Source organism: Acetobacter cerevisiae (assembly GCF_001580535.1).
Lineage (GTDB): Bacteria > Pseudomonadota > Alphaproteobacteria > Acetobacterales > Acetobacteraceae > Acetobacter > Acetobacter cerevisiae.
In genome coordinates this window covers 1-12,027 of record NZ_LHZA01000099.1, presented here as the reverse complement: position 1 = coordinate 12,027, position 12,027 = coordinate 1, and the positions used below count along the sequence as shown (strand labels likewise).

Annotated in this window: 12 protein-coding genes and 1 pseudogene; 9 read left to right on the top strand and 4 right to left on the bottom strand. The window is 60.1% G+C overall.

Features of this window, described 5'->3' with window-relative positions; genetic code table 11:
* Positions 1–348: 348 nt before the first annotated feature.
* The 4 genes from AD928_RS02060 to AD928_RS02045 form a co-directional block, all read right to left on the bottom strand.
* The gene (locus AD928_RS02060) at positions 349–843 is read right to left on the bottom strand and encodes a phosphate-starvation-inducible PsiE family protein (RefSeq protein ID WP_456304669.1); all 495 of its coding nucleotides are present in this window, start codon (positions 841–843) and stop codon (positions 349–351) included.
* Positions 844–954: 111 nt separating this feature from the next.
* A complete protein-coding gene (locus AD928_RS02055) occupies positions 955–1,446 on the bottom strand; it encodes an Hsp20/alpha crystallin family protein (RefSeq protein ID WP_062247856.1) in 492 nt (163 codons plus the stop codon).
* A 20-nt stretch (positions 1,447–1,466) separates the two neighbouring features.
* Positions 1,467–1,865 (bottom strand): Hsp20/alpha crystallin family protein, encoded by a 399-nt coding sequence (locus tag AD928_RS02050; RefSeq protein ID WP_003603273.1) that lies wholly within the window; start codon positions 1,863–1,865, stop codon positions 1,467–1,469.
* Between the two features lie 14 nt (positions 1,866–1,879).
* On the bottom strand, positions 1,880–2,305 hold the full coding sequence (locus AD928_RS02045) for an Hsp20/alpha crystallin family protein (RefSeq protein WP_062247846.1): 426 nt from the start codon (positions 2,303–2,305) through the stop codon (positions 1,880–1,882).
* A gap of 72 nt (positions 2,306–2,377) precedes the next feature.
* On the opposite strand from AD928_RS02045, the gene AD928_RS14700 reads away from it, so the two are divergent.
* The 9 genes and pseudogenes from AD928_RS14700 to AD928_RS02005 all read left to right on the top strand — a co-directional run bounded on the left by AD928_RS14700 (position 2,378) and on the right by AD928_RS02005 (position 11,692).
* Entirely contained in the window at positions 2,378–2,593 is a 216-nt protein-coding gene (locus AD928_RS14700; protein WP_156470059.1) for a hypothetical protein, read from the top strand.
* Positions 2,594–2,656: 63 nt separating this feature from the next.
* The gene (locus tag AD928_RS02040) at positions 2,657–5,551 is read left to right on the top strand and encodes an ATP-dependent Clp protease ATP-binding subunit (RefSeq protein ID WP_062247844.1); all 2,895 of its coding nucleotides are present in this window, start codon (positions 2,657–2,659) and stop codon (positions 5,549–5,551) included.
* Positions 5,552–5,628: 77 nt separating this feature from the next.
* Positions 5,629–6,771, top strand: coding sequence for a sigma-70 family RNA polymerase sigma factor (locus AD928_RS02035; protein WP_062247841.1), 1,143 nt, complete (start codon positions 5,629–5,631; stop codon positions 6,769–6,771).
* A gap of 26 nt (positions 6,772–6,797) precedes the next feature.
* On the top strand, positions 6,798–7,445 hold the full coding sequence (locus AD928_RS02030; protein WP_062247839.1) for an HdeD family acid-resistance protein: 648 nt from the start codon (positions 6,798–6,800) through the stop codon (positions 7,443–7,445).
* A 211-nt stretch (positions 7,446–7,656) separates the two neighbouring features.
* Positions 7,657–8,277, top strand: coding sequence for a hypothetical protein (locus AD928_RS02020; protein WP_062247834.1), 621 nt, complete (start codon positions 7,657–7,659; stop codon positions 8,275–8,277).
* 90 nt (positions 8,278–8,367) lie between these two features.
* Positions 8,368–8,511 (top strand): annotated as a pseudogene (locus AD928_RS14345) (Hsp20/alpha crystallin family protein); the annotation flags it as partial.
* 22 nt (positions 8,512–8,533) lie between these two features.
* The gene (yfdX1, locus tag AD928_RS02015) at positions 8,534–9,448 is read left to right on the top strand and encodes a heat resistance protein YfdX1 (RefSeq protein ID WP_062247832.1); all 915 of its coding nucleotides are present in this window, start codon (positions 8,534–8,536) and stop codon (positions 9,446–9,448) included.
* A 102-nt stretch (positions 9,449–9,550) separates the two neighbouring features.
* Complete coding sequence (gene yfdX2 / locus AD928_RS02010) at positions 9,551–10,438, top strand: heat resistance protein YfdX2 (protein WP_062247829.1); 888 nt, start codon at positions 9,551–9,553, stop codon at positions 10,436–10,438.
* Positions 10,439–10,612: 174 nt separating this feature from the next.
* A complete protein-coding gene (locus AD928_RS02005) occupies positions 10,613–11,692 on the top strand; it encodes an IS5 family transposase (RefSeq protein WP_062247827.1) in 1,080 nt (359 codons plus the stop codon).
* Positions 11,693–12,027: the final 335 nt, after the last annotated feature.

Below are 12,027 nucleotides of genomic sequence, written 5' to 3'. Positions count from 1 at the left end.
AACCCCGGGACCAAACACCTAGAGAGCATATGAGTGGGCCGAAAAATTGATTAGAGTTCGTCCCAAATGAACCGCGAGCCGTTCCCACGCGGACCGTCATAGGCACTCCGGGTTTAGGGATCGACTATACGCTCGGTTGTCGCGATGGAGACGCACTGTCTCGAGTGGCGTTGAAAACTGTGATGGTGCTTTGTTCGAACGCCGCCAAGTCTCCGCGGGAAGCGACGGCGCGTGGCTCGGCAAACCGACCCAGCGCAACGCTCGGCATGATAAAAAATTTCTGCTAAACAATTATGATGATGAGTGCGGCAGAGGTTGATGAAACAAGTCGAACGAAAACGCTTCGGCTCATTGATCGCCTTCGGCATTTTTAGCACCGGGCTCTTCGCGCCGGTCCTGATCGCGCACCAGCCAGTGGACTGCTCCGAGCGCAAGAGCCGCGCCCGCGAGGGCGGCAATCTTGGCAGGCTCCGTCTCGCCAAGGTCGAGGATGATAAATTTGCGCGCGATCGCGAGGAGCGCGATCAGCACGATCGTGCGGACCTGGAGAACGCCGAAGCTGCGTTCTGTCGCCACAAGAAGGGAGCGCTTGAACTCGAGCGCAATTACAACGGTGAAGATCATTCCGAACACCACCTGGAAGGTGGCGTAATCGAGCGTGTCGAACGCTCCCAAGACCAACCGGTTCACGACCTCGCGCATCAGCGCCCAAACCGACGCCACGACGATAACCGCAATGATGGCGCTGAGGACGAAAATGACGAACTGTTCGAACTTCTCGTAGAGCGTCATCGCCGACCATTGTTCACGGGTTAGCCCGGATCGTTTCAGGTCTTTCATCATTCCCCCTCAAAAGCCGCCCCCGAGAAACAGGCTCCCCGGGGCTCACCAGACGGCGTGATATCAAACGGAGCTGAGCGGACGCCGCAAACCGGCGACACCCAATGTGGCAAATCAGCCGTTCTTGACCTCGATGCGCTTGATCTTCGCCTGCGCCTCGGGTGTCTGGGGCAGCTTGATCGTCAGAACCCCGTTCTTGAAGGATGCCTGCGCCTTTTCGCCATCCACACCGGGAGGGAGCGGAATTGTCCGGTAGATTGCGCCGTAGCTGCGCTCGGACAGGTAATACCCCTTCTTCTCCACCTGGCGCTCGATCTTCTTCTCCCCCTTCACAGTCAACATGTCATCGTTGACCGTCACCTCGATGTCCTTCATCTCCATGCCCGGCAGCTCGATCGACACTTCGATCGCGTTGTCGGTCTCGACCATGTCGGATTTGGCTTCGCCGCTGCCCCAGGGCCATTCGAACTGACCGACCCGGTTCCAAAAGTTCTCGAACACATGGTTCATTTCGCGCTGGAGTGTCGCGATCGGGTTGTCTTCGCTGCTCTTGGCGTCTGGCGCGCCGTCCTTGCGCGCCCAGGGGATGAGGTCTTTGATCTGCATGATATGGTCTCCTTCGGTTTTCAGGCGCCCTTGACGGCGATCCTTTTCGGCTGCGCTTCAGGGGCCCGGGGGAGCGTTAAAGTTAAGACGCCTCCTCGCATCTCGGCTTCGATCCTGTCGGGGTCGAAGTCCTCGGAAAGCGTGAAGGCACGCTCGAAATCGCCCTCGCCATATTCGGCATAGGCAAGTTCGAGGTTTTTCGGCCGCACCGGGTCAACCTTGCCGCGGATCGTCAACACACGATTTTCGAGCGTGATTTCGATCGCATCGGCGGCGACCCCAGGCATTTCAAGCATCATGGAGAAACCCTGATCGGTCTCGACGATATCGGTCGACGGGCGGTAGATGCGTCCGCCGCCGGTGGTCTCAGGCGAGTCGGTCGGCGTCTTTTCGGCGGCTTGCGAGATGTCGGTGCTCATCGTTCCAGCTCCTCTCAGGTTGCCTTGATCTCGATTTTCTTCGGCTTCGTTTCCTCGGGCCGCGAGATAACGATCCACAATACGCCGTTCGCCATCCTCGCCTCGACCTTGTCATCCGAGGCCACGAACGGCAGCCGGATCGCGCGGGAAAACCTGCCGTAAACGCGTTCGTTGCGGTGCCCGCGCGCACCGTCGGGAACCTCGGGCGCCTTGCGTTCGCCCGACAGCGTCAGGACGTTGTCCTTGACCGAAATTTCAATGTCGTCCGGTTCGATGCCGGGAAGTTCAGCGGTGACTGCAACGGCCTCAGGGCCTTGCCAGACATTTACCGCCGGGAACGCCGCGCGGGACGGCGGCCAGAAACCGCGGTCGAGATCGCGCATCATGGAGCGCATCAGCGCAAAGGGATCGCTGCGGCGCAGATATGTCGGGTAGAGCATTGCTGGCCTCCTGTTGCTGATCGATACCCCCGAACCGTCGGCATGGAGGGACCGGGCAACGGTGCCGGCCGGATGTGGGTTCGGAGAACGCCTATCAAGATAGGCCGTTCCATTTATTATGCAAGCATGTATGATGGCGTGTTCAAGCGCACCCTCTCGCTTCTCGAAGCCAACCGGGCGCTGCTCGAGCAATCCGCGCAGGATCTCCTGCAACGCGAGACACTGGACGAGCCCGATCTGGTGGCAATTGGGTCCAAGGTGAAAAGAACGGAAGCGGTCGCTGCGTAACACTGTCACTGGCGCAGATGATTGGCGGACAACCCTGGCTGGATAAAGAAACGGAGAAGACGAATGGCAAACGGAGCTTGCGATATTTGCGGTCGCCCGGCGACGGCGCGCGTGCGCGCCTCGGTGAACGGCAGGGTTCAGAACATGGAGCTGTGCGATCAGCACTACAGCGAAATAGCGCGCCGGTCGGGTCGCAGCGCCTCGCCGCTGGAGTCCCTGTTCGGGCGGCGTTCCCTTCTTGACGAATTCTTCGGCGAGAGCGGTTTCGGCAGCCTCTTTGGTGACAGTCCGCTGCGAGGCGGCACGCTCGGCTCTATGGGTGATGGCGATGACGCTGTCGTCGACGCCACTTTCGGCGAGGGCGCGCCGCGGCGTGGATCGCGGCGCGGCGGCGGACGCACCATCGCCGACCGGCTGAGCGAACAGGGCAACAAGCTGCTGCAGGATGCAGCACAGAAGGCCGGGGAATTCGGGCGCAGCGAGGTCGACACCGAACATCTGCTTCTGGCATTGACCCCGTCTGACGTCGTCAAGACGATCCTGGAACAGTTCAAGGTCGATGTGGATGATCTGCGGCGCCAGATCGAGAAGGAAGCGAAGCGTGGAGACGCCAAGACGGAGGGTGAAATCGGCGTAAGCCCTCGCCTGAAGGACGCGCTGAACCGGGCCTTCATCGCCTCGAACGAACTCGGCCATTCCTATGTCGGTCCCGAGCACCTTCTGATCGGACTTGCCGAGGAAGGTGAAGGCCTGGCCGCGGCGATGCTGCGCAAGCTGGGGTTGACGCCGCAGGCGCTGCGTCAGCAGGTGACGAAGGTGGTCGGCAAGGGAGCCGAGGAAGGCCGCGTCGAGACTCCGTCGAACACCCCCGATCTCGACCAGTTCAGCCGTGACCTGACGAAGCTCGCCCGCGATGGCAAGCTCGATCCCGTCATCGGCCGCGCCCGCGAGATCGAGACGACGATCGAAGTGCTGGCCCGCCGGAAAAAGAACAACCCGGTGCTGATCGGCGAGCCCGGCGTGGGCAAGACCGCCATCGTCGAGGGACTTGCACAACGGATCGTCGCGGGCGAAGTGCCCGAGGCGCTGCGCGACAAGCGGCTGGTCGAGCTCAACATCAACTCGATGGTGGCCGGGTCGAAGTATCGCGGCGAGTTCGAGGAGCGAGTCCAGAAGATCCTCAAGGAGATCACCGAGGAGAAGGACAGCCTGATCCTGTTCATCGACGAGATGCACACCATCGTCGGCGCCGGCCAGGGCGGTGGCGAAGGTGGTCTCGACATCGCCAACACCTTCAAGCCGGCGCTGGCGCGGGGCGAGCTGAACCTGATCGGCGCGACGACGCTCAACGAGTACCAGAAATACATCGAGAAGGACGCGGCGCTCGAGCGACGGTTCCAGCCGGTTTATGTGGACGAGCCCACGGTCGCACAGACGATCATGATTCTGCGCGGGCTGCGCGACACGCTCGAAAGCCACCACAAGGTGACGATCACCGACGAGGCGATCATCGCCGCCGCGGAGCTTTCGGATCGCTATATCACCGGTCGCTTCATGCCCGACAAGGCGATCGACCTGATCGACCAGGCCGCGGCGCGGGTGAAGATCTCGGCCACTGCGCGGCCCGTGGACGTGCAGGAGCTCGAAGCCGAGGTCGCGCAGATCAAGCGCGAACAGGACTATGCCGCAGCCCGCAAGCAATTCGACCGAGCAGCGGAACTGAAGAAGGAACTCGAGCAGAAGCAGAAGGAGCTTGACGAGCTTCTGGAGATCTGGAAGCGCGACCAGGCTTCGGCGACCGCCGAGGTGCGCGCCGATCATGTCGCGCAGATCGTCTCCAAGATCACCGGTGTTCCGGTCACGGAGCTGACCGCCGAGGAGAAGGACAAGCTCCTGAAGCTCGAGGAGAAGCTGCACGAGCGCGTCATTGGCCAGGAAGAAGCGATCCGCGCCGTGGCCGATGCGGTGCGCCTGGCGCGTGCGGGTCTGCGCGAAGGTTCCGGTCCGACCGCGACCTTCCTGTTCCTCGGGCCGACCGGGGTTGGCAAGACGGAACTGGCCAAGACGCTCGCCGAGGTAATCTTCGGCGATCAGGACGCGCTGATCCGTATCGACATGTCGGAGTATGGCGAGCGCCACTCGGTTGCCCGGTTGGTTGGCGCACCTCCGGGCTACGTCGGATACGACGAAGGCGGGCAGCTGACGGAGAAGGTGCGCCGTCGGCCCTACTCGGTCGTGCTCCTCGACGAGATCGAAAAGGCGCATCCCGATGTCTACAACATCCTGCTTCAGGTTTTCGACGATGGCCGCCTGACAGATGGCAAGGGCCGCGTGGTGGACTTCACTAACACCATCATCATCGCCACCTCGAACCTCGGTTCGGACATCATCCAGCGCAACCTCACGAAACGCGGCAGCAGGGAGTTCGACGAGGCCAAGCAGAAATCCGAACTGATGGAGGTGTTGCGCGGTCATTTCCGGCCAGAGTTCATCAACCGGATCGATGAGATCATCGTCTTCCATTCGCTGAACCAGTCGGAGATCCGCCAGATCGTCGAGTTGCAGCTGAACCGGGTGAAACGGACCGTCCTCGGCCAGGGCGTCGAACTCGAATTCGACGTGAGCGTCGTGGATCACTTCGGCGCGGTCGGCTTCCGCCCCGAATTCGGCGCCCGCGAGCTGCGTCGGCTGATCCGGTCGGAGTTGGAGACCGAGTTGGCCCGCGAGATGCTCTCCGGGCGGATCGAGGATGGTGACAAGGTCCGCGTCGCCTGGTCGGAAGACGAACAGAGGGTCGTGTTCGAAAAGATCGTAAAGGACACCGGTGACGACAGCCCGGACGATCAGGCCAAGGCCGGGATCGAGGAGCCCAGCGAAGTTGCCGAAAACAAGACGGACGTTCCGAAGCCCAGCGTTGAGGATAAGGTGCAGTCCAAGGACGACAAGTCCGCCGAGTGACAGCGCAAAAGACTGGCCCGGCGCGATATCGGTCGCGCCGGACCATCTCTTCGGAGAGTTATAGGAAGGTCCACGGCATGAACGTCATTAGATCATTCCGCAATCTCGACCGGCACGGCCAACAGCGCGCGCCTGAGGTCATCGAGGAGGAGGTGCGGCAACTTGAACCGCACCTTGCGCGCTTTCGCGAAGATCTGGTCCGGCTCGAAGTCGTTGCCTCGCAGACGAGGGGCAAGAAGCGCATCAAAGTCAGCCTGCGCCTGCAACTGCCGTCGGGCGTGATCGCGGCGCGGGAAGAGGGATTCGAGATCGAGCCTGTCCTGCGCAAGGCCTTTGCCGACCTGCGCCACCAGGTCGATCGGCATGTGGCGCGCCTCAAGCACGAGCCTGAATACAAGCGTCCCGCCCGCCGGCGCCGGATCGGCGCCCCGCTGCCGCCCGCGCGGGATGCGGCGGAAGCGGACCGGCGCCAGCTCTTCTTTGACCTGATCGAGGATCATCTCGATACGATCTATGACACCGTCAGGCGCGAGTTGACCTATCTCGAATGCAGCGGATCGGTACCGGAGGGATATCTGAGCGTTCGCGGTCTCTTCGATGCGACGATCCTCAAGGGACTGGAAAGGTTCGAGCAGCGGCCCACCGAGTTTTCCATAGGCGACTGGCTGCTGAAACTGGCTTTCGAGACCATCGAGGCCGAGGCGCGCGCCGCGCGCCGCGCCGTGCCTGAGGATGCCGCCTCCATCGAGGCGGAACCCGAGGCCCCGGCGGAGGATCCGACCGAGGCGGATCAGGCGATGTTCGAGTTCTACCAGCCCGACGAAGTGCTGATGCTGGAGGACCTCCTCGCCGACGACGGCGGCACAGACCCCGAGAGCCAAGCGGATCGGCATAAGATCGCCATGGTGCTGCACCGGGCAATCGCCGATCTTCCGTCGGTCGAACGCCGCGTTCTCTATCGGCTCCACCTCGACAACGCTACGATCGCGGAGACGGCAGACCTTTTCGGCCTGACCGAGACAATGGTCGCCGAGATCGCAGAAAATGCGGGCGCGACACTACGCGCGAGGCTTGCCGAAGCCGGGTTGGTCAGAGATCCATCAGGCCGCGCGCCCATCGAACGGGAAATCGCTCACACGCGGCGTCTGCCTCAGCCGATCGAGGATCGCCGCCGCGTGGCCGCCGCCCTAACCGGCGAGGAGGCCGGCTCCGACACCTGACATGGAACTGAATAGGAGATCGACCAATGACCATAGCCTCTGAAAACCCGACTGATAAGATGCAGGACATGCTGTGCAGCCTGTCCCGGAATTGGTGGGCATTCGTGTTACGCGGCGTGCTCGCATTGATCATCGCAGTGCTAGCCTTCGTCATGCCTGCGGAATCGCTTCTGGCGCTCACGCTGGTCTTCGGCGCGTTCGCCTTTGCCGACGGCGTGTTCGGCCTCGTCGCCGCGATACGTAACAGCCGCAAGGGCGAACGCTGGGGCTGGCTGATGTTCAGCGGCATTCTAGGCATCGCCACGGGCGTCGTCGTGGTTGTCTCGCCTTTTGTCGCGACGCTTGTGCTTGCGACATTCCTCTGGGCCAGCATCGCATTCTGGTCCGTGTTCTCGGGTGCCCTCGAGATCGCGGCAGCGATCCGCCTGCGAAAGGAAATCAACGGCGAAATCTGGCTGATCCTGAGCGGCCTTCTCTCGGTCGCTCTCGGTGTCGTCGTGACCTGGATGCTGCTGACGCGCCCGGTCGAAAGCTTCCTCGCGCTCGGCTGGCTGATCGGCTTCTACGCCGCAGTCTTCGGGGTGATGATGATCCTCCTCGGGCTACGGCTTCGCAAGGCGGATCGTTCGGACGGTGCGGCCTTCGATGATGCTCCCCCATCGGCAAAGGCGTGAGGTGCCCTGTGGTGGATGACGGGCGACTTGCCGGCGAGGAGCACGATTTCACCCGATGGAACGAAACGATCTTCGACCGTTGCCTGAGCACCGGCTTCAATCCGTTCGGCAGCGGTCCGACGCCAATCTTCCTGCGGCACCGGGACGCAGAGGCGCCGGACGCCGATGCAAAGCCGTGCATGCCACCTGACACCGAAAATGCGAGGTGCTGATGTCGAACCGCCTGCCTGACTTGGCATATGCTGCTGCGACCGCTGCCTTGGGCATCGGCATCGTTTTCGTTTTTCGTTCGATGTATCTTGCCGAAGACATACTGCCTTTCGCGCAGGAGATGACGCTCATCTTCCTCGGCGCTGTCGTGACGATCATTCTGACCGCGGCGCTTCTCAATCGCCAGACCGATCTCGAGCTTCGCAAGGAAGGAAGGGTCATCATCCTCCAGCAGCAATGCGACATTTACATGGCCTGCATCGAGAAGATCGCAGAGATCGTGGAAACCGCAAGGCACGATGCGAAGCTGATCGATGAACTGCGTGTTCTCAGCCACAAGCTGGCTGTGGTCGCGAGTGCAGGGGTCGTGTCCAGCTTCGAGCAGGTACTGGAGAGCTTGCAGTCCGGTTTTGCTGACGGCACGCTCTCGGACGGGGACGGAGAGGGCGTGATGAATGCCGTCGCCGATCTCACGATAGCGATGCGGTCGGACGTCCTGCACGCTGCTGCCTTTCCTTCGCAGAACACCGAACGCGCCGTTCGCCTGAACTCAAGGCGAATGGAAAAACTCGACGATCTCGAACGTCACCTTCTCGTATCCACCGACACCCGGGAGAACTGATATGCGCGGCCATAATCGCCCACCATTCCCGCCGAAAATTCCCGGAAACGGTCGAGACTCTAATCGCCGCTGGATGAAAGTTCAGTGGCAGGTCACTTTGTGCGCAACGTTGTCTTGCCTGACAACGTTGATTCGACCAAGGTGACGGCTTCGATGAAAGACGGCGCGCTGGAAGTGCGGCTTGTCAAGGCCAAGCAAGCCAAACCGAAACAGATTGAAATCTCAGTCAACTAACTTTAATTAGGAGCCCAAGATCATGAATATCAAACAGCCCCAATCAACCTTCTCCGCACTTGCCCTGGCGGTCGTCGTCGGACTTAGCGGACCGGCTCAGGCCCAATCGGCGGCAGGTTCTAGCCCAGGTGCTGCAGCACCCTCTGCCGCATCCAAGGCGGCGCAGCCACAGGTAGATGACAAGGCCGCCCGGGAAGCCGAAAAAAAGCGTGCTGAGCTCACTCAGGACGCCATCACGGCGCTCACCAAGACCCAGGAGGCTTTGACACTCCTTGATGCAAACAAGACCAAGGAGGCGCTCGCTGCGCTGGAACTGGCCAGCGGAAAGCTGGAACTGGTATTGGCACGCGACGCCAAACTTGCTTTGGCGCCGGTCGATGTACGCGTCATCACCCACGATATCTACGCCAACGTGGAAACGGTGAAGAAAGCGGTCAAGTTGTCTCGGGAGTTGTTGGGTGATGGCGAGGTGCAAAAGGCCCGGCCCATCGTCGCCAATCTGGCCAGCGAAATCGTGATCGAAACCGACAACCTGCCGATGGCAACGTACCCGGCAGCGATCAAGTCGGCCGCACGGCTCATCGACAGCGGCAAGATCGACGACGCCAAGGCGGAACTCGCCCGAGCACTGAACACGCTGGTGGTGACCTCGGTCGCCTTTCCTCTGCCCGTGCTACGGGCTGAAGCCGCGATGGCAAAAGCTGAAAAGCTGGCCGAGACCGACAAGCGCGATGCCAAGCAGAACGAGGAGCTCAGCACCTTGCTGTCGTCCGTGCGCACGGAGATCGAGATGGCGCAGATCCTGGGTTATGGCAAGAAGGCGGATTTCAAACCCATCTTCGATCAGGTGAAGTCCATTGAGCAAAAGTCAGCTGGTGGCAAAAGCGGCAAGGGATGGTTCGACGAGTTGAAGATGCGCCTCCAAAAGCTGTTTTGAGGTGATGAAGGGGCCGACTGTTCGGTCGGTCAGTCTCGCGATGTTCGCAGTCAGCCTCAATAGATTCGCCTATTTTCACTAACTCATACGAGGCATATCACCATGAATGAGCAAACATCGAATCCCAATGCGACGAACAAAGAAATAAACGAACAGGCCGCGGTAAGCAGCCTTCCTTTCAGTCCAGAGGCCAAGCCTGAAGTCGTCACGGAGGTACAGCCTGAGGTTCAGAAGGAAACGGGCTCGCAGGCGGCAGACAAACGTAAACAAGTCCTCGATGAGGCCGTCTCGGCCTTGGCGCTGACCAAATCAGCGCTGGCCGCACTTGACGGCAAGGACGCTGCACGCGCATTGGCAATGCTGGCCGAAGTGACTGGAAAGCTGGGACTGATTGTTGCGCGCGAACCCACGCTTGCCCTGACCCCCGTTGATGTGCGCACCATCGTGCACGACTTGTTCGCCAACACGGAAACCATTGAGGCGATGACCGACGAGGCGCTGGATGCCCTCAAACATGGCGAGGTGCAACAGGCACGTCACGTGCTGGCTTTGCTGGCCAGTGAAATCGTGATCGCGGTCACCAACATCCCTCTGGCGTCCTATCCCGCAGCGGTGAAGTCAGTCGTGCCGCTGATCGATCAGGGCAAGATTGAAGAAGCCAAAGCCGCGCTGCAGGCAGCGCTCAGCACGCTGGTCGAGACGCGCAGCGTGCATCCGCTGCCCGCCCTGCGCGCCAGGCTGCTCCTGAAGCGCGCCGAGACCTTGGTAGAAGATGGTCAGCGGAGCGAAGCGTCCAATGAGCGCCTGGAGACATTCTTGAACGAAGCGCGGCAGCAGTTGGAAATGGCAGAACTGCTGGGCTATGGAAAGAAGAAGGACTTTGAGCCCCTGTATGCTGAACTCAGGAAAGTCAAGCAAAAGACGGCTGGGGGAGGCGGCGGAAAAGGCTGGCTCGATGAAATCAAGGCAAAGCTGTCCAAGTTGTTCTGAAACCGCTGGATAGGGCGTAAGAGGGGCGCGTCGCGCCCCTCTCTTTGCTCAGGAGTGTATGCTTTTTCACCCCATTAGGCCGCGTGGACGAACCTGGAGGGTTCGAAAAACCCCTTGGTATTGAGGCCTGCGCTGTGATTCCATTTTTCCGGTTCTGGTTGGAGGAATGACGATATGAAACAGGCGGGATTTTTTGACGTTGAAGAGCGGCTTGCTCGGCTGAGCGGGCCTGGCGATCAGCTGGAGGCCTTTTCCCGGACTGTGGATTTTGAGGTGTTCCGCCCTGATCTGGAGCTGGCTCTGGCCTGTTCAGACGGAAGTAAAGGCGGACGTCCGCCGTTTGATCCGGTGCTGATGTTCAAAATTCTGGTCATCCAGACGTTGAACAATTTGTCTGATGAACGGACAGAGTATCTGATTAACGACCGTCTCTCCTTCATGCGCTTTTTAGGTCTGGGCCTGTCGGATCGCGTGCCCGATGCTAAAACGGTCTGGCTGTTTCGCGAGCGTCTGACCCAGGCGGGTGCCATTGAAAGACTGTTTGACCGATTTGACGCGACCCTGCGCAACGCCGGTTATCTTCCGATGTCCGGCCAGATCCTGGATGCAACACTGGTGGCCGCTCCAAAGCAGCGCAATACCAACACTGAGAAAGTGGATCTCCGGGCAGGACGTATTCCAGAAGACTGGCAGGACAAGCCCGCAAAGATGTCGCACAAGGATCGTCATGCACGATGGACCCTGAAGTTCACCAAAGCGAAGCGGCAGGAGGATGGAACGATCCCGTCAACGGATCTCGCTATCCCATTCTTTGGCTATAAATCGCATATTTCTATCGACCGGAAATTCCGGCTGATCCGTAAATGGAAGACGACCGATGCAGCGGCCAGCGATGGTGCCAGACTACGTGAGGGGCTTCTTGATCGCAGCAATACGGCGTCTGATGTCTGGGCAGATACAGCCTACCGCTCAAAAGCCAATGAGGCCTTCATGGAAAAGCATGGCTTTGTCTCGAAGGTTCACAGGAAAAAGCCACATCTCACGCCCATGCCACGACATATCCAGAAATCAAATGCAGGAAACTCCGTTATCCGGTCGCGTGTCGAGCATGTCTTTGCCGATCAGAAATCGCAGACAGGACTGTTCATACGAACCGTTGGCATAACGCGGGCCACCATGAGGATCGGGCTGGCCAATATCGTCTATAATATGCGTCGCTTTCTCCTCCTCGAGCGGATTAACGCGATCGCGTAGTAATCCAGCGGGTGACAGCCCCAGATCTGCCCAAAACGCAGATCGAATGCTACCCCAGAAACCGTTAATCAACCCGCCAGAAACCTGAAATCAGGCGCAAGATGCAGTCAATAAAAGGTTTTTCGAACCCTCCACGTTAAGCCACGCGGACAAGCGCTGAACGGCTGCTTCTGACAAGAGTTGTAGCTCAACATACGGCATTGCAATGACGGGTATCGGCAGTTGCTAGCAGAGCGTTGGATGTTTCATGTCGGCTTTCGGGAAACTCTCCCAACCGCCTGTATGTCCGACATGAGGGCGACTGCCGCCAGAGAGGTGGTCCCCATTTTTCGGAC